The following is a 25,574-nucleotide window of genomic DNA, read 5'->3' as shown; positions in this document are numbered from 1 at the left end:
TTCTCGCTATAGAGAGCAGTGCTCACAAAGGAGTTGTTATGGACCTCGGTACCCGGTATGTCGGCCCGGCCGGATTCGACGCGATCTTCAATCGGATCGCCAATCTGCTGCCCAAGCTGGGCATCAGCGTGATGGGGTCGCGGCTGCTCGCCGTGCGCGGGCGCAAGAGTGGGGAGTGGCGGACGACGATGGTCAACGTGATGGTGCGGGAAGACGGCGAACGCTTCCTCGTCGCGCCACGTGGGCACACGCAGTGGGTGCGCAACCTCCGCGCGGCGGGTGGGGGCGAGTTGCGGCTCGGACGCAAGGTCGAGACGTTCACCGCCACCGAGGTGGCCGATGCCGACAAGGTGCCGCTGCTGCGTCTCTACCTGCGGAAGTGGGGCTGGGAGGTCGGCAGATTCTTCGAGGGCGTGACCAAGGACGCCACCGATGACGAACTCGCCGCCATCGCGCCGGGGTTTCCGGTCTTCCAGCTGCGGTGAGCTCAGGCCGAGCGGGCCAGGAATTCGATGGCGGCGGCGTAACCCTGGATGCCCATTCCCGCCACCACCGCGGTCGCGATCGGAGAGATGTACGAGTGGTGCCGGAACTCCTCGCGCGCGTGCACATTGCTGATGTGCACCTCCACGATGGGAAGTTCCGGGATCACCAGCGCGTCCCGTAGTGCCACCGAGGTGTGGGTGAGGCCGCCGGGATTGATCACGATGCCCGACTCGGCGCCGCGCGCCTGATGGATGCGATCGATGAGCGCGCCCTCGGAATTGGACTGGAAGGCGACGATCTCCCGGTCGAACCTCGCCGCGGTCCGCTTGCACAACTCCACGACGTCGTCCAGTGTCGCCGACCCGTACACCTCCGGTTGCCGGGTGCCGAGCATATTGAGGTTCGGGCCGTTCAGAACCAGGATCGGGCCCGGCGTCGCGTCCGCGGTCACAGCCATGCACGGCAAGATACCGCGCCGTACCGCGTCGCCTCGACCGGGCCCGACCTGGCTTACAGCCCTTGCGGACCTTCCGAGCGCAGGTCGTCGACCTTGCGCATGGCCTCGCGCAGTTCCTCCAGCCACGTCTCCGCGTGCTTGCCCGCCAGCTTCACGGTCCAGGCCAGCGCGTCGGCGCGGGAACGGGCCACACCGGCGTCGACCAAGGTGTCGAGGACCTTGCGTTCCGGCTGGCGCAGGCGGGTCATGACGGGGACGGCCAGGTGGGTGAACAGGGTCCGTTCCCCGTCCACGGAGACGCCCCAGGCCACATTGCGCCGGTAGCGGTGCTGCGCTTCGTTCGCGATCTGCATCCGGGCGGGCCGGGTGGACTCGCGGAACCGGGCCAACGCCCCCTCCTTGGTCGCGCGGGGCACTTCGTCGGTCGGGGCCTCGGCGTCGTCGGTGGCCTGCTTCTCCGGTTGCGGGATCGGCAGCTCACCGATGACGACGATCTCGTCCCGATCGATCTCGATCACCGGCGGACCGGTGAACCAGTCGCTTGGCAACCTTCCGGCGAACCAGTCGGGCACGTCCGAGGGGTCCGGCAGGTCGGCCTGCTGCCAGCCGCCTGTGCGACCGAAACCCCGGCCGCCGCGGTGTGCGTTTCTCATGATGGGTCACCTACTTACTGTGGTGCGTTGCTTTCATTGATTACAAGATTACTTCGCTAATCGGTACGCGGGTTCCGCTCTGTGCGAACAGGGGTCCGGTTGCTTCGATCTACACGCTTCGGGGTATTTATTGATTCGAAACGTCGCGTGCGGTGGTAACCGCGCGACTTTTCGTGAAGGCCGGTACGGTAGCGGCGCCGGTTGCCGCCGACCGGCTGGACGATGATCATGAAAGGCCACCCGAGATGCGAGATCCCGGGGCACAATTGGGATGCTGAGCATGGGTAACGTCCTCGCTACGGAGGCATCGCGGTCTGGTCTTTTTCGGGTACGGTGGTCTTGTTACTGGAGTGACAAGAGTGAAGAGTGGGCGACATGGACGTGTGGGGATCCCGCCGCTTTCGTGTTCGCGGCGCAATGGCACTCATGGGGGTGGCGGCGCTCGCGCTCGGGATCGGGTCGTGCGGGATACACGAGAAGCAGAACGAAGCCGAAGCGGTCGTAGAGCGCTTCACGGATCTGCTCGACGATCAGGACTACACGAAGGCGGCAGACCTGACGTCGTACCCCACTGCGGCCTCGGCAACCCTCAAGCAAATGTTCAGCGGCCTGCAGAGCGGCAAGGTCGACTATCGCAAGACCCAGTTCATCGATCTGGACGCGCAGTCCGCGATCTTCAGCATGGACGTCGAATGGAGCTTCGGCGAGCGGAAGAACTGGAACTACAGCGTGCAGGGCAACGTGCGCAAGCTGGCCATCGGCTGGCGGATCTCCTGGGAGCCCGCGGTCGTGATGCCGCAGCTCGCGCACAACCGGACGGTGCGGCTGGCACGCACCTACCCGACACCGGCGCCGCGGGTCAACGACATCGCCGGTGAGCCGTTGATGACCGAGCAGGTGATCAATGTCGTCAAGCTCGATCCCACCAAGATGCCCGACCCGGTCGCGTCGACCGACGCGCTGGCCAAGGCCATCGAACCGGTCGCGCCGCTGATCACCGGTCCGGCGCTGATGCAGCAGCTGGCCACATCGCAGGGCAAGCCGATCGTCGCGGTGAATCTGCGCGAGGGCGACTTCGCGATCCTGGAACCGCGGATGGCGCCGATTCCCGGTGTGGTGATGGAGAAGCAGCCGCGCCTGATCTCCGCCGACCGCCGGGTCTGGTCGCCGATGCTGGACGCGCTGCGCAAGGTGCAGCAGGAGAGCCAGGAGGCGCACTCCGGATGGGGCGTCCAGCTGTTCGAGCAGGACGGGCGGCTGATCACCCAGCTCGCCGGTCAGCAGGGGCCGCCGGGACCGGATATCGCGGGCACGATGGACCAGCGCTTACAGCGTGCCGCCGAGGACGCCGTGGTCAGCGTGGCAACGCAGGCCTCCATCGTGGCGATCCAGCCGTCCAGCGGAGCGGTGGTCGCGGTCGCGCAGAACAGCCAGGCCAGTGAGCACGGCTCGGTGGCGTTCACCGGACTGTATCCGGTGGGCGGCAACATGGAGCTGTTCCGCGCCGTCGCGGCGTCGGCGAAAGGCAAGGCGCCACAGGACGTCTCCGTGCAGGATGTGGCCGAGGCGGCGACCGCGCTCGGCGTCGGCATCGACTTCAAGGTGCCGGGGCTGGACGAGGTGACCGGCCGCCTGGCGACCGCGGGGCGCAGCGCCGAGCAGGTACTCCAGGGCGGTGGCTCCGACGCCGTGCTGGCCAGCCCGTTCGGCATGGCCATCGCCGCGGCGACGATCGTGCGCGGTACGGTGCCGCCGCCGATGATCGAGGCCGGACGCCCGAGCGCCACCGATGCCAAGCTCGACCCGCTGCCACCGCAGACCGCCGACCGGTTGCGCGGCATGCTGCGCGACGCCGCGAACACGCCGGAGCTGGCGAGTGTGCGCCGCTACCGGGACGTCGACGCGTTCGCCGCGACGGCGGGCCCGGACGGGTGGCTGATCGGGTCGATGGGCGATCTGGTCTTCGCGATCCACATCAACGATGTGGACAGCAAGGACGCGACGGCGCGAATGGCGGCCAGGATGCTGCAGGCGCTCGCGACTCCGGAACCGTGATCACCGCACGGCTCTGTACACCGCGCGCCAGCCGAGCAGGAATACGGCCAGCACCACCCCGGCGACCAGCACGAAGCTGACCGCGGTGCCCTGACCGCTGACCACGCGCAGCAGCATGCCGCCGACCAGGGTGCAGGCCCAGATCACGACCCCGCTGGGCCACAGGGCGGTGATGTCGAACCGCGCGTCGCCCGCGGCGGGGCGCGACCTGAGCGACACGACGACGAGCCAGCCTGCCACCAAGCCGGTCGCGAACGGCCACACGGTGCGCAGCAGTCCGGCGAGCACCGCCTCGTCGTGACTGCGCCTGCCGATCGCGCAGAACACGACCACGAGCAGCGCATCGACCAGGAACGGCCACAGTTTCCTCACGCGGGCCAGCGTAACGGGAGCCAAAGGGCGGCGATCACAGCCGCCGCTGCTCGAATTCCTTCTCGAATTCCTCGTCGTCGGCCTGCGGGGTGCGGAACAGGAACAGGAAGACGATCCAGCCGACGATCGCGACCAGGATGAAGCTCACCATCCGATAGACGAATGCCGCCGCGACCGCCTGCGCGGCGGGCAGGCCCGCCGCGGCGGTGAGACCGTAGATCAGCGTCGCGTCGACGTAGACGATGCCGCCGGGCGCGAACGGGATGGATCCGACCGCCTTGCCGACGGCGAACGCGAGCAGCAGACCCGCGATGCGTGGATCGGCGCCGACCGCGTAGCAGGCCGCGCCGAGACACGCCACGTCGGCGAAACGGTGCACCAGCGCCCAGAGCGTGACCAAGACGCCGTCGCGCTTGCCGAGCTCTACCGACTCCAGCTGGTCGAGCACGTCGGCGATCTTGTTCACGCCGTGGTCGGGCGGGCGTTTGCGCAACCGGTTGGCGAGCGCGAGCAGTTTGCGCAGCAGCGCCTCGAGCGAACCGGGTTTGCGCGAGACGTGATTGCCCGCCCACACCAGGGCGACCACGGCGGCCAGCGAGAGGATCAGTTTCAGCGGGCCGACTCGCCCGCCCGCCAGCAGCGTGCCGCCGACGCCGAGCAGCGCCAGCCCCACCGCGGCGACCACGCCGGAGAACACCAGCTGCCAAGAGGCGACGATCGGACTCGCGCCCCAGCGCCTGGTCTGCCGATAGGTGAACGCGGTGGAGAACACCTGGCCCGCGGGTAGCGTCACCGACATCGCCGTCGCGCCGTACACCACCGCGACGGACCTGCGCTGACTCACCGCGACGCCGCCCGCGCTGAGCAGCTGTTTCTGCACCCTGGCGAACCCGCTCATCGACAACGCCTGCAGCCAGATCGCGGCCGCGAGCCAGCCCCAGTGGATATCGGTGAGCTTGCGCCAGGATTCGTGCAGGCGTGGCCAGAGATACACGCCCTCGGCGATCAGCAGGGCCAGCAGGGCGGCCCCCAGCACCCATTTCAGCCAGCGGAATCTGCCACGGCGGGAACCCGCCGTGGGCGGCGGCGCAGGATCTCCTGCCAGTTCCCCGTCGGCCGTCACGCCGTCAGCCTAACGAACGCGCCGTTTCGACATCGGTATCGTCGGGCGCGTCGGCCCGTTCTCGTGGCCAGGCCAAGAGCGTTTTCCTGCGTCTGCCGCGCAGCTGCACCTCGTCGCCGGTCTCCCACTGGTCCTGCTCGCTTTCCTCGGCGAAATACAGCGCGCTGCCGGAGGCAAGCGTCCGTCCGGGACGTTCTTTGGCCAGTTCGGTGAGACGGGACGCCTCGTTGACCGGATCTCCGATCACCGTGTATTCGAAGCGGTTGGCGGCGCCGATGTTCCCCGCGACGGCCAAGCCCGCGGAAACGCCGATTCCGATGTCCAGGCCGGGCACTTCCCGGAGGGTTTCGCGCAGTTCGCGCGCGGCGGCGAGCGCGGCGGTCGGCGCGTCCGGCCGGTCCAGCGGTGCGCCGAAGATGGCCAGTGCCGCGTCACCGACGAATTTGTTCACGAAGCCGTGATGGCGGTCGATCACGTCGACCACGATGCGGAAGAACTCGTTGAGCAGGCTCACCACCTCGGTGGGCGGGCGCTCCGCGGCGGCGGCGGTCGAGCCGACCATGTCGACGAACAGCACCGCGACGAACCGGGTCTCGCCGCCGAGTTCGGTGCCGTAGTCCAGCGCCCGCTGCGCCACCTCCTCGCCGACGTGCTGGCCGAACAGTTCCTGCAGCTGGCGGCGCTTGGCGGCCTCCTCCATCATCCGGTTGAAGCCGACCTGCAGCAGGCCGATCTCGCTGCCGTCGAAGACCTCGACCTGCACGTCGCGCGCCCCGGCCTGGACCCGGTCGATGGCTTGGCTGAGCTGGCGCACCGGGTCGGAGATGCTCGAGCCGGTGAGCATGGACAGCGCGAGTGCCTGCATGATCACCACACCGCACAGCAGCAGGATGGAGATGGCCAGCGACTGCGCGGAGAACTTCACATCCGAGGAGATCTGGGTGACGCACAGCAGCACGATGGCGATGGTGGGGGCGAAGGTGCCCATGCCCCAGGTCATCGCCATCCTGGTGCCGACGCCGGGGGTGAGGGTGTGGTCGAAGGTGCCTTCGGTCAGCGCCTGGGCCGCGACCGGACGCAGGATGCGTTCGCCCAGCATGTAGGTGAAACCGAACACGATGGTCGCGGCCATGCATTCGGTGACGATGACCGCGCCCGCGAGCGCGGGAGTGTCCTTGATGATCAGGGTGGCCAGCACGGCTCCGCCGATCAGCCACAGCGCGAGATGCAGGATCGCCTGGCGCAGCGGTGCGTGCAGCGCGGCCATCTGCTCCTGGCGGCTCGGCGGTCCGCCGCGCATCTGCCAGCGCATCACCGGGCGCAGCATCAACGCGGAGGCGGCCATGCTGAGCAGGCCGCCGGTCGCGAAGACCACGGCCGGGATGAGCAGGCCGGCGCGCCTGGCACCGGAGGGCTCGCCCTCGGGGACGGGTAGTCCGTACTGGATGAAGGCCCACAACAGAACCGCGCCGAAAGCGTTCGCCAGCAGCATCGATGTCAGATACAGCGGCCAGCGCGTTCGCATGGTCTGTTTGACCGCTTCCAGAGGCGCTGACACGGGGTCCAATCTAGCGTTTCGATCATGTCGGCTTGTCCGGGGCGCTGGCCGCCGGTCGCGCCGCCGCTGATCGCGGACGGGCTTCGGCCGAGCCGGTTAGGCTCTCGAAGGTGACCGACCCGAAGTCAAGTCCAGAGCGGAGAATCACGCTGGCACGGCCCGCCGCGGATACGGTGCACCCCATCGTCCGGGTCTCGGCGGAGTGGGGCTGGCGGCTGCTCGTCCTGTTCGCGCTGGCGATAGCGGTCACCGCGATCGTGCAGAAGCTGGCGACCGTGGTCATCCCGCTGGCCATCGCGCTGCTGGCGGCGGCACTGCTCGCACCGCTGGTGGACTGGATGCAGCGTCTGGGCGTGCCGCGCGGGGTGGGTGTCTTCGTGGCCTTGGTCGGGTCGATCGGCGTGGTCGCGGGCATCATGACCTTCGTCGTCGAACAGTTCGTCGCCGGTGTGCCGCAGCTGTCGAACAAGTTCACCGACAGCATCCATCAGATCCAGGACTGGCTGATCAACGGCAGGCTGCATCTGAGCAACGAGCAGATCCGCAACGCGGGCGACGCCATCGTCAAGGCGATCCAATCCAATCAGGACAGCTTGACCAGCGGGGCGCTCACCACGGCCACCGTGATCACCGAACTGCTCACCGGCACCTTCCTGACGCTGTTCATCCTGATCTTCTTCCTCTACGGCGGCGACCAGATCTGGGAGTTCGTCACCAGGATCGTGCCCACCGACCACCGAGAGCGGGTGCGCACCGCCGGGCAGCTCGGGTTCGGCACGCTGGTCGGATTCGTCCGCGCGACGGTCGTGGTCGCCGCGGTGGACGCCATCGGCATCGGGGCCGGGCTGGCCATTCTCGGGGTGCCCTTGGCGCTTCCGCTGGCCTCGCTGGTGTTCATCGGCGCGTTCATCCCGATCATCGGCGCTTTTCTGGCGGGGTTCATCGCGGTGTTCATCGCGCTGGTGACCAAAGGGTTGGTCACCGCACTGATCGTGCTCGGCATCATCATCGCGGTGATGCAGCTCGAGGGCCATGTGCTGCAACCGCTGCTGCTCGGACGGGCGGTGAGCATCCATCCGCTCGCCGTGGTGCTGGCGATCACCGCGGGCCTGGTGATCGGGGGGATCGCGGGCGGTCTGCTCGCGGTGCCGCTCGTCGCGGTGATGAACACGGCGATCCGGTCATTGCTGGAAGGTCCCGAAGAGTTGTACGAGGAACTACAGACCGGCGACGACCATCGCGGGCTGTATTCGGCCGATCCGGATCGACCCGATCCCGGCCGGTTCGACCTGGCCGCGACGCTCATGGAGGCGTCCCACAAGCGGGCGGTGGAGCGGAAAGCGGCGCAGCAGAAAGCGGAGTCCGATGACGGCGCGCAAGCCGGCGACGGCACGGCGAAGGACTGAGCTGCGCTCGGCCGACGTGGCGACCACGCCGCTGTGGCGGGCCGCGCAAGCGCTGCGGCTGGTCACGCTGCTGTACGCGGTCGGTCAGCAGATCGCCTCGGTGCCGTACTACACGAACCAGCGGTTGAGCTGGGTGCTCGTCGCCCTGATGGCGGTGTGGTCGGGCGCTTCGGCGATCATGCTGTCGCAGTGGCGTTTCCCGGAGGTGGCCCGGCTGCGCACCTGGGTGGTGATCGGCGACCACGTGGTCGTGATCGGGTTGATGGCCGCCACGCGCCTGGTCGCCGACTACGGCTGGTACCACGGGCATCAGACGCTGCCGACCACGCTGTGGGCCACCAACGCGGTGATCGGCGCGGCGATCCTGCGCGGACCGTTCGCCGGCGTGCTGTCCGGCGCACTGATCGCCGCGGTGTCGTTGACCGTGCGCGATCAGTGGGGTGAGGACGTGTGGGCCGATGCGACGGTGCCGGTGCTCGTCTCGGTGGGTCTGGCGCTCGGCTTGGCCGCGAACACCGCGCGCCGCGCGCAGGACCAGTTGGAGCAAGCGGTGCGCCTGACCGCGGCGGCAGAGGAGCGTGAACGGCTCTCCCGCGAGGTGCACGACGGGGTGTTGCAGGTGCTCAGCTACATCAAACGCCGTGGCAGCGAGATCGGCGGCCCCACCGAGGAATTGGCCCTGCGCGCCGGCGAGCAGGAGGTGGCGCTGCGTGTGCTGATCACCGAGCAGGCCGATCACCGGGACGTGGGCGGAGCCGAGGTCGACCTGCGGCCACTGCTGACCGCGCAGTCCACGCTCACGGTGTCGGTGTCCACGCCGGGCGATCCGGTACGGGTCGGTCGCTGGATGGCGAACGAGATCGCCTCGGCCGTGGCGACGGCGCTGTCCAATGTGGCACTGCACGCCGGGCCGGATGCGCGAGCATATGTGCTGTTGGAGGACACCGGCGACGAACTGGTGATCAGTGTGCGCGACGACGGCGTCGGCATCCCGCCGGGCCGATTGGCCGAGGCGGAGGCCGAAGGACGGATGGGGGTTTCCCGGTCCATCGTCGGGCGGATCGCGGCCCTCGGCGGCAGCGCGGACCTGCTCACCGAGATCGATGGCGGGGTCGGGTTCGGCACCGAATGGGAATTCCGAGTGCCGAGATGAGCGTAGACGGGAGGCGCGGATGACGGACCGAGTGGCCGGTTCCATTTCGGTGATGGTGGTGGACGACCACCCGATGTGGCGGGACGGCGTCTCCCGTGACCTCACCGAGGCCGGATTCCAGGTGACGGCCACGGCCGACGGGATCGGCTCGGCGGCCAGGCGCGCCGCGGCGGTGCGCCCGGACGTGGTGCTGATGGACATGCAACTGCCCGACGGCAACGGGGCGCAGGCCACCGCCGAGGTACTGCGGGTGTCACCGCAGACCCGGGTGCTGGTGCTGTCGGCGTCCGCCGAACGCGACGACGTGCTCGACGCGATCAAGGCGGGCGCCTCGGGTTATCTGGTCAAGAGCGCGTCGGCGGCCGAACTCATCGATGCCGTGCACGCCACCGCCGCCGGTCAAGCGGTGTTCACGCCCGGCCTGGCGGGCCTGGTGCTCGGCGAATACCGGCGAATGGCGACCGCGCCCGTGCGGCCCGACGAGCCGCACCGGCCCGCGCTCACCGAGCGCGAGACCGAGGTCCTGCGAATGGTGGCGAAAGGACTGTCCGCGAAACAGATCGCGGCGCGGCTGGGTCTGAGCCATCGCACGGTGGAGAACCACGTGCAGGCGACGCTGCGCAAACTGCAGCTGGCGAACCGGGTCGAATTGACCCGCTACGCCATCGAACAGGGGCTGGAATAGCCCGCGCGAACACCCCGAATCAGGGATCGCCCTGATGCGGCCGTGGCCGCGCGCTCGGTAACCTCGATCGCATGGGCGGCCCCGAATCGGTATCCAATGCGGTCGGCTCCGGCGGCGCGGTGGGCGACCGGGAACTGCGCGTCTCCGACGTCGAGCGCGAACACGTCGGTCAGCTGTTGCAACGCGCGGTCGGCCTCGGCATGCTCTCGCTCGGCGAGTTCACCGAGCGGATGGACACCGCGCTGGCCGCCAAGACCCGTGGCGAACTGAACGCCGTACTCATCGATCTGCCCGGCGTCCGCCTGGTCGGGCAGCCCGCCGCACCGCGGTCGCCGTTCGTGAACTCCGCGCCCGCTTTCGCCGCGCGGGCCCATCCGGCGCCCCGCGCGAACTCCGTGGGCAACGTGATCCGTTCACGCATGTCCGGGGTGAACCGCCGCGGTCCGTGGCAGGTGCCGCCCACGCTGTATCTGAACAACTGGATGTCCGGGGTCACCTTGGACTTCACCGAGGCGATCATGTCGACTCAGGTGGTGGAGATCCGGGTCGACGATTTCTGCGGCTCGATCACCCTGATCGTGCCCGCGGAGGCGACCGTCGACCTGAACGGGCTGGAGTTGATCGGTTCCAGCGTGAACAACAAGGTCCGCACCGGGCCGCCGCTCGGGCCGCTGCACCTGGTGGTGCACGGCCGGATGCGATTCGGATCGGTCACCGCGAAGCATCCGTTCAGCGCGCAGTGGCGCCGGTTGATAGGGCGCTGAGCCCACCAGTCAGCCCGCCGCGGGACGTGAAAGGCCAGGTCACAGTTGCGGATCGGAGAGCTCGCCGAGCGTACCGGCGTGAGTGAGCGGTCGCTGCGCTACTACGAGGAGCAGGGCATGCTGGCCGCCGAGCGCACGCCCGGCGGTCATCGCGACTATCCGGAGCGGGCGGTGGACCGGGTCATCCACATTCAGGAGCTGCTCGCGGCGGGACTCACCAGCAAGAGGATCGCGCGGCTCCTGCCCTGCATGCGCGACGCGGACGGCGGTCCGAACGAGTACGCCACTCCCGCACTGGTCACCGAGCTGCGGACCGAGCGGGAGCGGATCACCCGCACCATCGCCGATCTTTTGCGCTCGCGCGAGGTGCTGGACGAGGTTATCGAACGAGCCGGCGAACGGCCGGCGACCTAGGTGTTGACCCCGATCCGGCGGGCGAACGCGCGCAGCGGCACCTTCCGGTCGTGATCGAGCAGTTCGGTGACGATATGGCGGGGCAGCGTCTGGTATTTCAACCAGTCCGCGCCGCCCACCCGTTCCGCGGTCAGCAAAGCGTCAAGCGCGCGCTGGTGCCTTCCGGTGCGGGTGAGCGCGACCGCCGTGTCGGCGAGGTGGCGCGCTCGCGACGCCTGCGGGAGGCTGCCGTTGACCGGCATGTCCTTGGCGGCGGCCAGCGCCTCCGGGTAGCGCTCGGAGGAGACGTTGACATCCACCGTCTGCATGACGACCTGGGAAGGGCCGAAATAGGTTTCGTAGTCCTGCCGATCCGCGCCGATGCGCAGGGCGACCTCGCTCGCCGTCTCGACCAGCGACAAGGCGTCGTGCACGTCCTGCGCCCGGCCGGCCGCGGTCGCGCCTTGCAGCACCAGTGAGCCGTAGGCGGACAGGTGCGACGGCGTGACCTCGCCGGAGGGCTCCAGGGTCGCGGCCGCGTTCAACGCGACGCCGCGTGACTCGTCGTAGCGGCCCTGTATCAGCAACTGCCAGGCGACCGATCCCCGGATGGTGGCGAGCAGCAGCGGGTCGTTGCCCAGCTCGGCGGCGGCGAGCGCCTCCCGGATCGCCAGGAACGCCGGATCGGTCTGGCCGAGATGCACCAGCGTGCATCCGGTCACCCAGTACATCCTGGCCAGCAACTCGTTGGCGGGCGCGACCGAGCCGTTGCGCGCGGCGTGCACCGTGGCGCGCAGCTGGGTCAATCCGGGCGGAAGGATCGAGGTGAGCAGTTCGTAGCGGCCCGACCAGTAGGCACCCCAGGCGTATTCGACCGCGCGGCGACCGTCGTCCAGGCTGACCGCCGCCTCCTCCTTGGTCTCGCCGAGCAGATCGTCGACCGGCGTCAGGGCGCGGCGGATGGCCACGATGCCCGCGCCCGGGTTGGCGGAGGGCACGCCGTGGCGCTTGCCGATCAGATCGGCGATATCCACGTCCAGGGCGCGCGCGATCTTCTGCAAGCTGGCGATGGAGGCGGTCTGACGGCCGCCCTGCTCGAGCTTGCGCACCAGATCCACACTGACTCCGGCCTGGTCGGCGAGCTGGCGCTGGGTCAGCGCCTTACCGCGGAACTGGCGGATCCGAACTCCGATCGACGATTCGTCCATACCCAAGTCCTTTTGTTAAATCTGGGTTTCAGAGTACGACGCTATGTTATCCGGTACGAACGAAGTGGGACATTGCGTACGACTCGTTCGCTGCTGGTTGGAATACCGTTGCCTTTCTGCAACTTTGACTGCAAAGGGCGGCGGCGATGAAAATCATGCCGAATACCACCGTGCAGGCCGGGCGCGCCGATCGCGCGTGGCGGCCCGGTGCACAGACCACCCGACCGGCGCGCCACCGCGCGACTCGATCGCTATCCCAGGTCAGCGCTCTGTCCGCGAACACCAGAACACCGTTGCGCGACCAGCGCGGGTTGCTACGCCGAAAGCCCCTCGTCTCGACCGAATTCGGCTCCTGCGATGCGGAGTAGAGCGATGTTCGAAGGCTGTCACACTCCCCATGAAATCGCGCATCTGCTGCGGCATACCTTCGGGCTGCCGGTCCAGCTTCTCGCCGGCCGCCCGACCGTCACCACCGGTTCGATCATCGGGGCGATCGTCATGCCGCCGGAACTGGGGCGGAAGGTACTGTCCCAGTTGGGCCGCACCCACACCGCGCCCGTGATCGCCGACCCGGGCGGACGCTCGTGGACCTTTCTCGTCACGCCCCCGAGCCCCGCTCGGCCGGTCGAGGTCCCGGTCCGGCGCTGCCTCGCGGGCCACGAGGTCACTGTGGTCCCCGGCGGTCGCATCGTGCTGCTTCCGAGTTCCGATTCGGCGCTCGGCTGGCACTGGGCGGGCGAGCCCGCGCCGGGCGTCCTGCGCATGCCGCCTCGTTCCGCGGTGATCGACGCCGTCCACGAGGTCATCGGTTTGCGCGCCCACTGACCACCTGGCGCGACCGGTCCGCATCCGACTGCACGGGTGCGGGCCGGTCGGGCGGGGCCACCTCGGCAGCCGGGTAGAACTCGGCTGTCTACCAGGGGTAACTACTCATGCTCGCGCGCGTCGCGGAAACCAGCATGTACTCATGACTACCTCCATCGATCCGGTGCTGCTCGCGCGGCTCTCCGGCGAGTTCACCACCCTGGGGACACAGCTGGGCGTGCTCGGGCGGGATCTGGAGCTGCTGCGTGAGCAAGTGGCCGCTGGTTCGGCCACCGCGCAGAAGGGTTCCGGCCTATCCCTGCCGCCGGATGCGTCCGTGACCGGGACAGCACGTGGGTGGGTATCCGGCGAGCCGGGTGCTCCGGTTCCGGGAGGTTCGGTACCGGGTGGGTCCGGCGGCCAGTCGTCGGCTGTGCATGGGGGGACAGCATTCGGTGCGACTGGCGGCGGTCCGGTTCCGGGGGGTTCGGTACCGGGTGGGATCGGCGGCCAGTCGTCGGCTGTGCATGGGGGGACAGCATTCGGTGCGTCCGGCGGCGCTCCGGTTCCGGGAGGTTCGGTACCGGGTGGGTCCGGCGGCCGGGCGTCGGATGTGCCCGGCGAGACGGCTTCCGGTGCGGTCGGCCGTCCAGTCGCCGGGCCGTCGTCAGATGCGCCCGACGCGTCCGGGCGCAGTGGATTCGCAGGATCGGAGCCCGGGCACTCCGGCGCGGTACCACCGGTCATGCCGCCTTGGCCCGGCCATTCGCCGACGGCTGGTATGCCCGTTCCCCCTCCGCGGCCCGCCTATGCTTCGCGCTTCGCCCCGCCACCTGGCGGCGCATGGGGTGGCGCTCCGTGGCCGCCGAACGCGCAGGGACCGATGCCGGGAGCGGTGCCGCCGCGTCCGCCCGTTCCCCCGCGTGCGAGGCCATCGGTGCCGCACACGCCGTGGTGGCAGCGCGACGGGGTGATCAGCCGGATCCTGGCGCTGGCCGGTGTCGGGGTGACGCTGATCGGCGTCGCGATGCTGCTGGTGCTGGCCGCGCAGGCGGGGTTCTTCGGGCCGGTGCCGAGAGTGGTGGCCGGAGCGGTCTTCTCGGTGGCGCTGGTGGGTGCGGGCGTGCGGGTTTTCGGGCGCACCGGCGGGCGGGTCGGCGGTATCGCTCTGGCGGCCACCGGCATCGCGGGTGCTTACCTCGATGTCGTCGCGGTGACCGCCATTTACCACTGGCTGCACCCGGTGCTCGGGCTCGCCGTCGCGTTCGGTGTCGCGGCCACGGGCGTAGCGTTGGCGATGCAATGGCGCTCACAGCCTTTCGCGGTGCTGGTGGTGCTCGCTGCGGCCGCGCTGTCCCCCGTGTTGACCACACGGCTGGTACTGCTCGCGTTCTTGATCGTGTTGCAGTCGGCCTGCGTGCCGGTGCAATTGACCAGGAATTGGCCGTACCTGCATGTGGCGCGGACCTTGCCCGCCGTGCTGGCGACGTTCGCGTTCATCACCGCGGCGGTTGTCGGTACACCCGATGCCGGGGAGCGCACCACGCTGCTCGTCGCCGCGGCGGCGGTCGCGCTGGTCGGGCTCACCGGGACGATCGTCGTCGTCCGGCACCGGCCGGATGATCTCACCGCCTCGCTGACGATGGCGGCAGCGCTCGTGCCGGTGCTGGTTGCCCCGGGGATGTTCGAGGAACGGGCCGTCGCGGTAGCGGTGGCGACGGTCGCCGCCACGGTGCTGTTGCTCGTCGCCGCGGTGAGCACGGTGCCGAAACTGAATGCCGTCGTGCGCCTTCCCGGACACACCGCACTCGTGGCCGCCGTCGCGGGCTCGCTCGCCTTGCTCGAGGCGTGCGTCGGTGCGACCGAGACCCGGACGCTGCCCACGGCACTGTTCCTGGTCGCGCTGACCTTCCTCGGCGTCGCGGGCCAGCGGATCTCCCGCCCGGCGGCGGGCATCGGCGCCGCGTTCGCCGTGCTCGGCGGATTCGCGCTGCTGAATATCGCAGGCCCGGAAGTCCTCGCCTCGCAGCATCGCTCGGAGGCGAACCTGGGCGTGGCGACCGTGCTCGGCGCGGTGCTCGCCCTCGGGGTGGTCGCGGTCGCGCTGTGGTGCGCGCGACGACTGGCCGGTTCGGCCGCGGGCAGTGAGTGGCAATGGATCACCGCGAGCGTCGCCGGGCTCTACGCGGTGACCGCGACGACCGTCTCCATCGGCGTCGCGACCGGTACGCCGAACGGATTCCTCATCGGCCACAGCGGCGCGACCATCCTGTGGATGGCCGCCGCGACCGGCGCCCTCCTGTTCGGACTGCGCAGGCTCGCCACCGCACCCGCCGTAGCCAAACTCGCCTTGGGTTCGGGGTTACCGGTCACGGCAGCCGCTCTGGCCAAACTGTTCCTGTTCGACCTGGCCACCTTGGACGGCCTGGTCCGCGTCGCCGCCTTCCTCGTCGTCGGCATCCTGCTACTCCTGGCCGGAACCCGCTACGCCCGCGCTTTCGCCGACGCGGGAGCGAGTCACAACCCGCATGCTGAGTGAAGAAAGCCGCCGCACCGTGGTCGATTCGACGAATCCGACTGGGTGCGGCGGCTTTTTCGTGGGTCAGTGGCGCTCGTTCACTCGCGGTCGCGGCGGCGCAGGAGTTCGTTCACGCTCACCGTGCGGCCGTCGCCGCCGTGGTGCCGGCCTTCCTCGGGCCTGCCGATGTGGCGACGGGAAGAGCGCAGTTCGGCCATCCAGCTCTCGATGCTGCTGCGATTCGTGGTGTCCGGTCCGTTGTTCGGCTCGACGGGCGGCTCGGGCTCGGGCGCGCGATGCGCGGGAGCGGCAGGCGCTTCGGGCGGCAAGTACCGCGCCTCGCGCGACGCAGCGGACTGCTGTGCCAGATCGACGGTCGGGTCCTGCGAAATGGCGGACAGTGGGTGGGCTTCCGGTGCGTGAGTCGGTCGCGGCGCGGGCGGCGTAACCGGCGAGACGGCGGCTCCCGGGCTGTGCTCGGGAAAGATCACCGACGGCACACTGACGTGCGGCGCGTTCTGCTCCGGCGGGAGACCCGTGGGGGGCGCCGGTCGCGGCGCCGGGGGACCTTGCGGGAGAGGGGGAGTCGACTGTGGCCACAGCTGCGCCTGGTCCGGACGGGGCACGTTCGGCGCCTGCGAAATTCGCCGCGGACGAATCGGCTCTCCCTGCGGGGGAGTGGAATTCCTCGGCGGTTCGGGGCGCTGCCTGGTCGGATCGAGCGGCGGCGGTGCGGGCGGCGCCTGCGGTGCGGGTGACGGCGGGACCCGGTCCAGCCGCCTGGTGGGCGCGTCGGCTTCGATCTCGGCGACCGTCCGCGGCTTGCGTCTGCGCGGCACCTTGTTGGCGGCGGTGACCGCGGGGATCTGCATGGTCACCGGGTCGGTGATCGGGGTGGTCTTGACCAGATCCACGACGTCGCCCCCGCCGACGCGCTCGTCGTCGAGGATGGGTTCGCCGAGCCCGACCTTCTCCTGCACCTTCTTCATCCAGGTCGGCGCCCACCAGCAGTCGTCGCCGAGAAGCTTCATGGTGGCCGGGACGAGCAGCATGCGCAGTACCGTCGCGTCGATGAACAGCGCGGCGATCATGCCGTAGGCGATGTACTGCATCATCACCAGGTCGGAGAAGGCGAACGCGCCGGTGACGACGAGCAGGATCAACGCGGCCGCGGTGATGATCCGGCCGGTCTGCGCGGTACCGATCCGGACGGATTCGGTGGTGCTCGCGCCCTGAGCGCGCGCCTCGACCATGCGCGACATCAGGAAGACCTCGTAGTCGGTCGACAGACCGTAGATGATCGCGATGATCAGCACCAGCACCGGCGACATGATCGGTTGCGGAGTGAAGTTCAACAGACCGGCGCCGTGGCCCTCGATGAAGATCCAGGTCAAGATGCCCAGCGTCGACCCGAGACCGAGGGCGCTCATCAGCGCGGCCTTGATCGGCAGCACCAGTGAGCCGAAGGTCAGGAACATCAGCAGTGTCGTGACGAACAGCACCAGCGCGATCATCAACGGCATCCGACTCAGCAGCGCGTCGATGCTGTCCTTCTGGATCGTCGGCTGACCGCCCACGAGCATGGTGACGCCGTCGGGTACCTCCATCGAGCGGAGGTAATCGATGGTCGGGTCGTAGTCCTCCGAATTGGCCAACGGAGTGGAAGTCTTGAAGATGGTCTTGTCGTTGGGCGCCGTGCTCGGGGGGTAAGCGAATTCGCCGGCCAGGCCGGGCGCTTGGCTCGCCTCCTTCACCACCTTGCCCACGGCGGGAGCGAGGCTGGGATCGTCGACCACGAAAACCAGCTCGATCGGGTCCGATTTGCGGAGCGGAAAGACCTTGTCGAACTCTTTCTGCGCCAGCCGGGTCGGATTGTCCGGCGGCAGATACCGCTCGTTGATGCCGCCGAAACTGAGGTTCTTGACCGGGATGATCAGCAGCAGCAGAACGATGCACAGCGGGATCGCGATCTTGAGCGGGTGCTTCATCACCCAGCGGGTGGACGCCCCCCAGAAGCCGCTCTCCACCTCGTCGGCGGTCTTGGTCTTGCGGAACCGCTTGAGGCCGAGCATGTCGACGCGCTTGCCCAGGACCGCCAGCATGGCGGGCAATACGGTGATCGAGCTCAGCGCCGCGAGGGTGACCGTCGCGATGGCGCCGTAGGCGACCGATTTCAGAAAGCCCTGCGGGAACAGCAGCATGCCGCCGAGGCTGGCGACGATCATCGTCGCGGAGAACACCACGGTGCGGCCGGCTGTCATCACCGATCTGCGGACGGCCGCCCTGGTGTCGTATCCCTCGGCGAGTTCCTCGCGGAACCGGCTGACGATGAACAGGCCGTAGTCGATGGCCAGGCCGAGGCCGATCATCGAGACGACCGGTGAGACGAACGAATTCACCTCGGTGAACTCGGTGATGAAGCGGACGATCCCCCAGGCGCCGATCACGGTGAGGCCGCCGACGATCAGTGGGAGCCCAGCCGCGACGATGCCACCGAAGATCAGGAAGAGCAGGATGGCCACGGCCGGGATGGCGAGGATCTCCATGCGCTTCTGGTCGTCGGCCATGGTGTCGTTCAGCGTGCCTGCGACGGCCTGCAACCCCGTCACTTGCACGTCGACGCCGGGGATGAAGAAGACGTTCTTCACCTTGCGGTAGTTACGCACCATCTCGGTGTCGTTGTCGCCCTTGATGGCGATGGACGCGAAGGCGTACTTCTTGTCCTTCGACGCGAAAACGCTGGTCTGCACCGGGATGTTCGCGTCATTGCGCCAGTAGATCCCGTTGATCTTGGTGATCTCGTCCGGGTGCTCGCGGGGCAGACTCGCGAGATTCTCGACGATCTTGGCGCTGAATTCGGGATCATCGATGGTCTTGCCCTCCGGCGCCGTGTACAACACGATGACGTCGGAGGTGTGATCGCGCTCGAAGGCACCGTCTTTGATCCGGGCCGCGTGCGCCGATTCGGATGTGGGGTCATCCCACCCGCTGGAGCTGAGGTGGTCCTCCAACCCGAGGCCGTAGCCACCGAGAGCCAGAAGACCGGCCACGACGATGCCTATGGTGACAAAACGCAGCCGGTATACCAGATCGCCCCAGCGTGTGAACACTAAGCGACTCCTTGGGCGGGGCGAGAGGTGAGCAGTGCCGACAGCGGCCGGAACGGCTGCAGCCAGGCACCCTCGTCGGGCAGCGAGTCGAGGCTCACGCGGGGCAGTGGTTCACGGAACACGCCCGGAATGTCCTCGAGGTCGATGAATTCGAGAGTATCGGATGTGACGGCCCAACTCGCGTGCTCGCGGAACCCGAGCACCTGGACCGGCACTCCTTTGGCGGCCAGTTCCTCCAGCGGTTCGCGGAACGCCTGGCCGTCGGCCGAGGCGACCATGATGCCCGCCAGGCCCGCGCCACGGCTGCGTAGGGCGATGTGCGCCAGCATGTCGGCGTCGACGTCGGAGTCCTCGTCGATCTTGGGTTTGGCGAAGACCGCGTAGCCGACGTTGCGCAGCGCCTCCACCCAGGGCCGGACGACGTCGGCGGTGCCGGGCGCGATGTTGGTGAAGACGGTGGCCTCGGGTTCCACCCGATGCATCGCGCCCACCGAGAGTTCGGCGGTCCGGGCCAGCAGCCAGCGCCCGAGCGCGTCGAACCGGGGGCGGTAGGCCGCGGTCGGGCGACCGCCCAGGATGGCGCCGAGGCCCATGTCGAGGTTCGGGGCGTCCCACACCAAAAGGACGCGACGCACGTCCGGCGCCGAGCCGCCCAGACCTTCCGCTCCGCCTCCGTGCACCTCCCCGGCAACATCGACCACTTCGTGGGCCATCTCACTGACGCTCATCGGTCGATCTTCCCCCATATGAGCTCGGTGATGGCGCTACCGGCACGATGTGCCTTGCCTTCGAATTTCGTGACGGGGCGTTCGAAACCGATGGGGGCCGTGGCGCGATGCTGTTCGCTGACCCCGCCCGTGGTCTCGTTCAATCCTTTGAGCAGCGGCTCCGCCATTCCGACCTCGTGAATGTGTTCGGCGTAGCCGGCATGGTCGGTGGCGACGTGCAGCACACCGCCCGGCTTCAGGCGGCTGGCGATCAACGCCACGGTCGCGGGCTGCAGCAGCCGCCGCTTGTGGTGGCGTGCCTTCGGCCACGGGTCGGGGAAGAAGACGCGCACGCCCGTGAGCGACTGTTCAGCAATCATGTTCTCCAGTACGTCGACCGCGTCTCCGCGCAGCAGGCGGATGTTGCCGATCCCTTCGCGCTCGATGCGCTGCACCAACTGCGCGAGGCCGGGCTGGTAGACCTCGATGCCGATCAGGTTCAGGTGCGGTTCGGCCTGCGCCATGGCGGCCGTCGCGGTGCCTGTGCCGCAGCCGATCTCGATGACCAGCGGCGCGTCGCGGCCGAACCAGGCGGCCGCGTCCAGCGGCTCGTCGGCGACCTCGCGGCCGATCGACGGCCACATCCGGTCCCAGGATTGCTGCTGGGTCGCGGTCAGCGCGCCCCTGCGCGACCGGAAGCTGGTGACTCGTGGGTACAGGCGGGAGCCGGTCTTGCGCCTGGGCCCGCCCTCGGCCGGAGCCGAAGATGTGGACGGCCCGCCCGGAACTGACTCGGCAGTATGGTTCGCGGCGTCGTTCACGGCGTCCATTGTCCAGCATCCGGCGATCCGTGCGGCAAGCGGTTGTGCACGGGCCGCTGAGCGGGAGGTCAGGCGGCTCGCGCGGGCGCGATTCTGGCGGTCGTCGGCTGCTCCTGACGCAGTGGACGGCCCAGCGCGACCTTGGCGGCGGTCACCGCCATTTCCAGCAGGCCGCGCACGCCCGATGGCGAGGCGGCGACCGACCAGACGGTGCTGTCGCCGGTATCGCTCACCGGTTGCCCGGCGAGCCGGTCGGCCAGCCAGTCCAGGCTGATGGGCGTGGACAGCGGCAGCAGGGAGAAATGCTCGCTGAGCCGGTCGCGGACGTAGGTCACCGCGGCGCCGCCGCGGCGGTACCGCGCCACCTGACCGTCGATGCCGTCCATGTGAATGATCTGGTCGTGGACGGGCTGCACCACCAGCAGCGGGCAGGCGGGCGCCGCGTTGCCGAGCCGCAGATCGTCGAACATCGCCCGCAGTTCCGGGGTGTCGAGAACCTCGGAGAGCGGGCGGCTGAGAAAGTCGTCCACTTTCTTGCCCGCGAGCCCGAGGATCGCGCCCAGCGGCGTCGCGTTCTCCGCCCGGACGACGAACCGGCGGCCGTCGGCGTCGAGCTCGTCATCGATCACCGAGCTCAACGCGGGATACAGCCTGCGCAGGGCGGCGATCACGATGGCGGGCAGACCCGCGAAGGGGGTGCCGTTGAGCCGGTCGAAGACCTGGCGCGGGTCGCCGACCGGTGCGCCGAGGACCGCGCCGGCGATGTGGAGTTCCGGTGCGTAGGTCGGGGCCATCTCGACCGTCCACGAGCTGGCCATGCCGCCGCCGGAGTAGCCCCACACCGCGACGCGGGTTTCGGGGCCGAGCCCGAGCGGGCCGAAGCGCAGCGCGGCGCGGATACCGTCGAGCGCGCGGTAGCCGGGCTCCCGCGGGGCGCCGAAGTTTCCGTGCGGGCCTTCGTGGTCGGCGATGCTGACCGCCCAGCCGCGCCGCAGCGCGTTCGCGACCAGCAGCCATTCCAGCTGGGTGACCGACCCGAGCGCCCGCGCGCCGTAGCGCAGGGCGTAGGACGGGGAGCACTTCTCGGCCACCGCGTCCATCGCGGTCTGGAAGGCCAGCAGCGGGCGATCCTCGTCCGGCTCCGCGCCGAGTGGCAGCAGGACCGTCGTGATCGCCGCTTCCGGGGCCCCGTGCAGGTCACAGCTGCGATACAGGAGTTGCCAGGCCGACACCTGTTGCGGCACTATCCCGAACAGCGCCACCTCGATCTTCCTGCTGCGCAGGATGGTGCCGGGCGCTTTGGCCGCGAATCCCTTCGGCGGTCGATGGAACGGGTCCACGCTGGGCAGCAAGGGTTTGCGGTCCGCGGGACAGCCGGGTTCCGGGTCGGCAGCGCCGATGACATTAGCGGTCATCGCAACCTCCTCATCGTCGAGGTCGGTTGCCGCATGCGAAAGGTGAAGCTGCGCACCGGTTATGGTGCCGACCACTTCAGCAGGGTAAGTGACCGACCGGCGTCTGGGAACCCCGGAGTACACGGCGTCCGCGGCACTAGACTCCCCGGCATGAGCAGACCGACAGTGTTCATCACCGGCGCGGCGGCCGGTATCGGGCGAGCCACGGCCTTGCTTTTCGCTGCGCAGGGGTACCACGTCGGGGCCTACGACATCGACGAAGTGGGTCTGACCAGGCTCTCTGGTGATATCGCTGACAAGGGCGGCATCGTGCACACCGGGGTGCTGGATGTGACGAACGACACGCAGTGGGCGGAGCGGCTGGCCGAGTTCCACGCCGTCACCGGACGGCTGGACATCCTGGTCAACAACGCGGGCATACTGCGAGCGGGGCCGTTCGAGTCGCTCGAGCTCTCCGCCCATCGGGCGATCGTCGAGGTCAACCTGGTCGGGGTGCTCGCCGGAACGCACACCGCGTTCCGCTATCTGCGCGACACCCCGGGCGCCCAGGTGGTCAACCTCTGCTCGGCTTCGGCGATCTACGGCCAAGCCGAACTCGCGACCTACGGCGCGACGAAGTCGGCGGTCAAGAGCTTCACCGAGGCGCTGGACCTGGAGTGGGAGCGCTACGACATCCGGGTGCTGGCGATCTGGCCGTTGTTCGTGGCCACGGCCATGGTGGACGGTGTGACGACCGGGACGACGAAGTCGCTGGGTGTGCGGTTGTCGGCGGAGGACGTCGCCACCGGGATCTGGGAGGCCACGCGCAAGCGCGCCCGGCTGCCGAAGGTGCACTACGAGATCGGCACGCAGGCGAAGGTACTGGCGACGGTGGCGAAATACGCCCCGAACTGGGCGGTGCGCACCGCGAACAAGTACTTCAGCGGCAGCTGAGCGGTCCAGCCTGTCCCGCGACCGGACTTCTGACAGAATTGCGCACCGTAAAAGGGGGTGTGCAGCATGCCGACAGCCACTGATTCCGACGGGCCGTTGCGGGAGCGCGGTGTTCCCACGTCCGATCACGATCAACTCGACAAGCTGCTCGCCGAGTTGCGCTTCGGGACGGGGCGCGATCCCCAGATCGGGTACGCCGCGGCAGCGGCCGTCAGCGCTTGGCGCAAACCGCCGCGTATCCAGGTGACCGGGCGTGCGCACGCGGGACGGACCACGGTGCTGCACGCGCTCGCGCTCATGTCCGCGGTGGAGACGGATCCGGTGGACCAGCCGGGGGCGGCCGATCCGGAACTGGACGCCGACATCGTCGTCTACGTGTTGTCGGCCACGCCGTCGCCGGCCGATCGCAGGGTGCTGGCTACCCTGCCGCCGCAGCGCACGATCGCGGTGTTGAACAAGGCCGACGCGATCGGCTCCCGCTGGGGCGACGCGGTGGCCGCGGCCGAACAGTACGGCAGCCAACTGCGGATTCCGGTGGTGCCGGTGGTCGCGTCGCTGGCGATGCGCACTCGGGCGGGCGCGCTGACCGGCGCCGAACTGGACCTGCTGCGCAAGCTCGCCGGCGAAGCCGACTCGGCGCTGGTCCTGTCCCCGGATCTGTTCGTCGCACCGGGACCGGACGCCGCGCAGCGCGAGGAGCTGCTGCGCCGCTGGGACCTGTACGGCGTGGCCTGCGCGTGCACGGCCCTTCGCCATGATCCGCACCTCACCCCGCAGGCGCTGCTGCAGATACTGCACGCGGCCAGCGGCATCGACGCGCTGCACCGGCTGCTGCAGCGCCGCTACGAGCAGGTGTCCGCGCTGCGCGGCGGCGAACTGCTCGACGAGCTGGCCCGGCTCGCGGCCCGCGCGGTCCCGGAGGAGGGCGGCCGCGCCCGCGACCTCTTGGAGTCCTACCTCTTCAGTGACGACGCTCTGTGGCTCGGGCTCTGCGCGGGGCTCGCCGGGCCGGAGGTGGCCCACCTCGCGGCAGGATATCCCGCTCCCGCGCCATCCGACGCCGACGACGCGCTGACCCGCGCTTCCCGCTGGCGCGCCGTCGTCACCAGCGATATGCCCCCGGCGGCGCGGCGCGCCGCCTTGCGCGTGCACAACGGGTACGTCCGACTATGGGAACGGATGAGTAGTGCCGGTCTCTGAGCCCCCGGAATCCTCGACGGCGGCCGCGCCTGCCGGGGCGGATGAGGTCTCGGCCGCCGGACCTGAAATGCCGGACCCGGCTGAGGGCGGATCCGATCGCCCCGCCCTGGCGACGGCGGTCGCCGCGTCGCCCGAGCTGGCGGCCGTGGTGGAGCGCTGGAACCCGCAGGGTATGGCCCTGTTGCGCGCGGTGCACGGGTCCGGCGCGGCGGGTGCGGTCACGGTGATCGGCCCCGCCGACGTCAACACGACCCTGCTGCGCACCGAGCTGGCCCGGTTCGAACCGCGCGTCACGCTGTCCGAACCGGTCGCCGACCCGAACGCGGCGGAGACCGCCTCACCCGCCGGGGCCGCTCCGCCCGCGGTGGCGCTGATCCTGCTCGACGCGGGCACCACCCTCGGCGCGGACCTGCTGGGGGTGATCCACCGCTTGCGCGCGGACGGCACCCACCTGCTGCTGGCGATGAACGGCATCCACGCCTACCAGGACTGGCGCGCGGTGCGGACGCGTGACCTTGAGCTGCTCGCCGAGCAGGGTGCCGCCGACCTGGACATCGTTCCGGTCTCGGCACGGTTGGCGGCCGCCGCACGTACCGCGGGCGACGCCGGACTGCTCGATCGCTCCGGTCTCGCGGCCCTGCACGCGCGGCTCACCGCAGCGGCCGCCGCAGGGGGTGACCGGCCGGGCGCGGTCACCGCGCGGGTTTTGGCCGACACCCGCCAGCGAGTGGTCGAGCAGGTGGCCGCGCTGCGCTCCGGCGCCGAACCGGCGCGGCTGCGTGAGCGGCGCGCCGTTCTCCTGGCCGGCCGCGACGGCGGACGCGCCACCGCGATGTCCACCCTGCGTGGGCAGTTGCACCTGGCCCGGGTGGACTTGATGACCGACATCGGCGCGCGAGTCCGCGCACTGCACGCCACCGCACGCGCCGAACTGGACCGGCTGCGCACCGCGGAGATCGCCGCCTACCCCGCCCGGCTCCAGCGAGCCGTCACAGAACTGACCGGCGCTTTCGACCACCTCATCGATCAGCGCCTCGCCGAATTGAGCGCCCGGATCGCGGGTGCGGATCGGGATACACCGCCGCGACGGCGCGACCCGGCCCCTCGGGTGGGACCGGATCCCGAGCCTCGCCATCGGGGTGTCGAAGATCACCTTATGATCGCGCTCGGCGCGTCGGCGGGCGTCGGCCTCGGTCGCCTGCTGGTTGCTCCGTTCTCGCTCGTCCCCGCTCTGGACGTCGCGACCGTGCCGGTCACTCTGCTGCTCGGCGGTGGTGCGGCGGCGTGGGTGGTGCGCGCCCGCGGCCAGCTGGCCGAGCGAGCGCACATCCGGCAATGGGTGGCCGACGCGTTGGTCAACGTAAAAGCCCAGCTCGAGCAGCGAGTGGCGACCGCGCTCGTGGAAGCCGAGACGGTTTTGGCCGACCATGTGGTCCAGGCAAGCACCGCGCGAATGGTCGAGACCGATCGCCGGGTGGCCCAGCTGGAGGCCGAATTGCGCCGGATCGCGGCCGCGCAGCCTGGTCAACTCGCCGCATGCGAGCGCGATATCCGGGTTCTCGATCACTGGCTTCCACCTGTTGAAACGAACGACCAATTGGGTACACAGTGAGGAACCCGATACCGTACCGGCCGTCACATCGCGTTAACCTCTATTCAGGAACTTGGGCGTCCGCTAAGTCCTGATCTGCCGCCCTCCTGAGGGTGCGCATTCGACCGGTCGGAGCGGGCGCCTTCCCGCCAACGGTGGCGC

22 protein-coding genes are annotated in these 25,574 nt (G+C 69.4%); 12 read left to right on the top strand and 10 right to left on the bottom strand.

Features of this window, described 5'->3' with window-relative positions:
• Positions 1–38 precede the first annotated feature (38 nt).
• Positions 39–485, top strand: a complete 447-nt coding sequence (locus ON19_RS29735; RefSeq protein ID WP_043700129.1) for a nitroreductase family deazaflavin-dependent oxidoreductase — start codon at positions 39–41, stop codon at positions 483–485.
• Positions 486–487: 2 nt separating this feature from the next.
• On the opposite strand, the gene aroQ is transcribed toward ON19_RS29735, so the two are convergent.
• Both aroQ and abmR read right to left on the bottom strand, forming a co-directional pair.
• Positions 488–943 carry a type II 3-dehydroquinate dehydratase gene (aroQ, locus tag ON19_RS29730; protein WP_043700126.1) on the bottom strand — a complete coding sequence of 152 codons (456 nt, stop codon included), beginning with the start codon at positions 941–943 and terminating at the stop codon, positions 488–490.
• A 53-nt stretch (positions 944–996) separates the two neighbouring features.
• Positions 997–1,596, bottom strand: coding sequence for an ATP-binding transcription factor AbmR (gene abmR, locus ON19_RS29725; protein ID WP_043700123.1), 600 nt, complete (start codon positions 1,594–1,596; stop codon positions 997–999).
• Between the two features lie 375 nt (positions 1,597–1,971).
• On the opposite strand from abmR, the gene ON19_RS29720 reads away from it, so the two are divergent.
• Entirely contained in the window at positions 1,972–3,651 is a 1,680-nt protein-coding gene (locus ON19_RS29720) for an NTF2-like N-terminal transpeptidase domain-containing protein (protein ID WP_227954517.1), read from the top strand.
• On the opposite strand, the gene ON19_RS29715 is transcribed toward ON19_RS29720, so the two are convergent.
• The 3 genes from ON19_RS29715 to ON19_RS29705 are packed head-to-tail and all read right to left on the bottom strand — an operon-like array spanning position 3,652 to position 6,671.
• Entirely contained in the window at positions 3,652–4,023 is a 372-nt protein-coding gene (locus ON19_RS29715; protein ID WP_043700117.1) for a DUF3054 domain-containing protein, read from the bottom strand.
• 34 nt (positions 4,024–4,057) lie between these two features.
• Positions 4,058–5,146, bottom strand: coding sequence for a lysylphosphatidylglycerol synthase transmembrane domain-containing protein (locus tag ON19_RS29710; protein ID WP_043700114.1), 1,089 nt, complete (start codon positions 5,144–5,146; stop codon positions 4,058–4,060).
• A 4-nt stretch (positions 5,147–5,150) separates the two neighbouring features.
• On the bottom strand, positions 5,151–6,671 hold the full coding sequence (locus ON19_RS29705) for an adenylate/guanylate cyclase domain-containing protein (RefSeq protein ID WP_174377743.1): 1,521 nt from the start codon (positions 6,669–6,671) through the stop codon (positions 5,151–5,153).
• A 143-nt stretch (positions 6,672–6,814) separates the two neighbouring features.
• On the opposite strand from ON19_RS29705, the gene ON19_RS29700 reads away from it, so the two are divergent.
• The 5 genes from ON19_RS29700 (at position 6,815) to ON19_RS29680 (ending at position 11,126) form a co-directional block, all read left to right on the top strand.
• Positions 6,815–8,110 (top strand): AI-2E family transporter, encoded by a 1,296-nt coding sequence (locus tag ON19_RS29700; protein WP_083899701.1) that lies wholly within the window; start codon positions 6,815–6,817, stop codon positions 8,108–8,110.
• Positions 8,070–9,263, top strand: a complete 1,194-nt coding sequence (gene macS, locus ON19_RS29695) for a MacS family sensor histidine kinase (RefSeq protein WP_043700112.1) — start codon at positions 8,070–8,072, stop codon at positions 9,261–9,263. The genes ON19_RS29700 and macS overlap by 41 nt, the downstream gene beginning before the upstream one ends.
• 19 nt (positions 9,264–9,282) lie before the next feature.
• Positions 9,283–9,948, top strand: a complete 666-nt coding sequence (locus ON19_RS29690) for a response regulator (protein ID WP_043700109.1) — start codon at positions 9,283–9,285, stop codon at positions 9,946–9,948.
• Between the two features lie 71 nt (positions 9,949–10,019).
• A complete protein-coding gene (locus ON19_RS29685) occupies positions 10,020–10,712 on the top strand; it encodes a DUF1707 SHOCT-like domain-containing protein (protein WP_051169420.1) in 693 nt (230 codons plus the stop codon).
• Positions 10,713–10,757: 45 nt separating this feature from the next.
• Positions 10,758–11,126: a MerR family transcriptional regulator gene (locus ON19_RS29680; protein ID WP_043700106.1), complete on the top strand. Its 369-nt coding sequence runs from the start codon at positions 10,758–10,760 to the stop codon at positions 11,124–11,126.
• Here the strand turns inward: ON19_RS29680 and ON19_RS29675 are convergent.
• Positions 11,123–12,313: a helix-turn-helix domain-containing protein gene (locus tag ON19_RS29675; protein ID WP_043700104.1), complete on the bottom strand. Its 1,191-nt coding sequence runs from the start codon at positions 12,311–12,313 to the stop codon at positions 11,123–11,125. The two genes, ON19_RS29680 and ON19_RS29675, sit on opposite strands and share 4 nt — an antisense overlap.
• A 372-nt stretch (positions 12,314–12,685) precedes the next feature.
• Here ON19_RS29675 and ON19_RS29665 point away from each other — a divergent pair, with 372 nt between their 5' ends.
• Positions 12,686–13,138 carry a hypothetical protein gene (locus ON19_RS29665; RefSeq protein ID WP_043700102.1) on the top strand — a complete coding sequence of 151 codons (453 nt, stop codon included), beginning with the start codon at positions 12,686–12,688 and terminating at the stop codon, positions 13,136–13,138.
• 916 nt (positions 13,139–14,054) lie between these two features.
• On the top strand, positions 14,055–15,656 hold the full coding sequence (locus tag ON19_RS29660) for a DUF2339 domain-containing protein (RefSeq protein ID WP_227954516.1): 1,602 nt from the start codon (positions 14,055–14,057) through the stop codon (positions 15,654–15,656).
• Positions 15,657–15,733: 77 nt separating this feature from the next.
• Here the strand turns inward: ON19_RS29660 and ON19_RS29655 are convergent, their stop codons facing one another.
• From ON19_RS29655 to ON19_RS29640, 4 genes are read right to left on the bottom strand one after another with little or no spacing between them, the layout of a single operon-like run.
• Entirely contained in the window at positions 15,734–18,745 is a 3,012-nt protein-coding gene (locus ON19_RS29655; RefSeq protein WP_043700100.1) for an MMPL family transporter, read from the bottom strand.
• A complete protein-coding gene (locus ON19_RS29650; RefSeq protein ID WP_043700099.1) occupies positions 18,745–19,473 on the bottom strand; it encodes an NYN domain-containing protein in 729 nt (242 codons plus the stop codon). The genes ON19_RS29655 and ON19_RS29650 overlap by 1 nt, the downstream gene beginning before the upstream one ends.
• Positions 19,470–20,282: a tRNA (guanosine(46)-N7)-methyltransferase TrmB gene (gene trmB, locus ON19_RS29645; protein ID WP_043700097.1), complete on the bottom strand. Its 813-nt coding sequence runs from the start codon at positions 20,280–20,282 to the stop codon at positions 19,470–19,472. Before trmB ends, ON19_RS29650 begins: the two co-directional genes overlap by 4 nt.
• 59 nt (positions 20,283–20,341) lie before the next feature.
• Positions 20,342–21,688: a lipase family protein gene (locus ON19_RS29640; protein ID WP_043700170.1), complete on the bottom strand. Its 1,347-nt coding sequence runs from the start codon at positions 21,686–21,688 to the stop codon at positions 20,342–20,344.
• A gap of 150 nt (positions 21,689–21,838) precedes the next feature.
• Between ON19_RS29640 and ON19_RS29635 the strand changes: the two genes are divergently transcribed.
• The 3 genes from ON19_RS29635 to ON19_RS29625 all read left to right on the top strand — a co-directional run bounded on the left by ON19_RS29635 (position 21,839) and on the right by ON19_RS29625 (position 25,433).
• Positions 21,839–22,621 carry an SDR family oxidoreductase gene (locus ON19_RS29635; RefSeq protein WP_043700093.1) on the top strand — a complete coding sequence of 261 codons (783 nt, stop codon included), beginning with the start codon at positions 21,839–21,841 and terminating at the stop codon, positions 22,619–22,621.
• Positions 22,622–22,687: 66 nt separating this feature from the next.
• Positions 22,688–23,821: a P-loop NTPase family protein gene (locus tag ON19_RS29630; RefSeq protein ID WP_043700090.1), complete on the top strand. Its 1,134-nt coding sequence runs from the start codon at positions 22,688–22,690 to the stop codon at positions 23,819–23,821.
• Positions 23,808–25,433 carry a hypothetical protein gene (locus tag ON19_RS29625; RefSeq protein WP_227954515.1) on the top strand — a complete coding sequence of 542 codons (1,626 nt, stop codon included), beginning with the start codon at positions 23,808–23,810 and terminating at the stop codon, positions 25,431–25,433. The genes ON19_RS29630 and ON19_RS29625 overlap by 14 nt, the downstream gene beginning before the upstream one ends.
• Positions 25,434–25,574: the final 141 nt, after the last annotated feature.

The sequence above is a fragment of the Nocardia abscessus NBRC 100374 genome (genome assembly GCF_000308455.1).
In the GTDB taxonomy this organism is placed as follows: Bacteria; Actinomycetota; Actinomycetes; order Mycobacteriales; family Mycobacteriaceae; genus Nocardia; species Nocardia abscessus.
This window is presented reverse-complemented; position numbering and strand designations above follow the sequence as displayed.

Bases quoted from the DNA above. Each gene is read 5' to 3' on its own strand.
- ON19_RS29735 (WP_043700129.1), top strand. From the start codon at position 39: ATGGACCTCGGTACCCGGTATGTCGGCCCGGCCGGATTCGACGCGATC.
- aroQ (WP_043700126.1), bottom strand. From the start codon at position 943: ATGGCTGTGACCGCGGACGCGACGCCGGGCCCGATCCTGGTTCTGAAC.
- abmR (WP_043700123.1), bottom strand. From the start codon at position 1,596: ATGAGAAACGCACACCGCGGCGGCCGGGGTTTCGGTCGCACAGGCGGC.
- ON19_RS29720 (WP_227954517.1), top strand. From the start codon at position 1,972: ATGGACGTGTGGGGATCCCGCCGCTTTCGTGTTCGCGGCGCAATGGCA.
- ON19_RS29705 (WP_174377743.1), bottom strand. From the start codon at position 6,671: ATGCGAACGCGCTGGCCGCTGTATCTGACATCGATGCTGCTGGCGAAC.
- macS (WP_043700112.1), top strand. From the start codon at position 8,070: ATGACGGCGCGCAAGCCGGCGACGGCACGGCGAAGGACTGAGCTGCGC.
- ON19_RS29690 (WP_043700109.1), top strand. From the start codon at position 9,283: ATGACGGACCGAGTGGCCGGTTCCATTTCGGTGATGGTGGTGGACGAC.
- ON19_RS29685 (WP_051169420.1), top strand. From the start codon at position 10,020: ATGGGCGGCCCCGAATCGGTATCCAATGCGGTCGGCTCCGGCGGCGCG.
- ON19_RS29675 (WP_043700104.1), bottom strand. From the start codon at position 12,313: ATGGACGAATCGTCGATCGGAGTTCGGATCCGCCAGTTCCGCGGTAAG.
- ON19_RS29665 (WP_043700102.1), top strand. From the start codon at position 12,686: ATGTTCGAAGGCTGTCACACTCCCCATGAAATCGCGCATCTGCTGCGG.
- ON19_RS29650 (WP_043700099.1), bottom strand. From the start codon at position 19,473: ATGAGCGTCAGTGAGATGGCCCACGAAGTGGTCGATGTTGCCGGGGAG.
- trmB (WP_043700097.1), bottom strand. From the start codon at position 20,282: ATGGACGCCGTGAACGACGCCGCGAACCATACTGCCGAGTCAGTTCCG.
- ON19_RS29640 (WP_043700170.1), bottom strand. From the start codon at position 21,688: ATGACCGCTAATGTCATCGGCGCTGCCGACCCGGAACCCGGCTGTCCC.
- ON19_RS29635 (WP_043700093.1), top strand. From the start codon at position 21,839: ATGAGCAGACCGACAGTGTTCATCACCGGCGCGGCGGCCGGTATCGGG.
- ON19_RS29630 (WP_043700090.1), top strand. From the start codon at position 22,688: ATGCCGACAGCCACTGATTCCGACGGGCCGTTGCGGGAGCGCGGTGTT.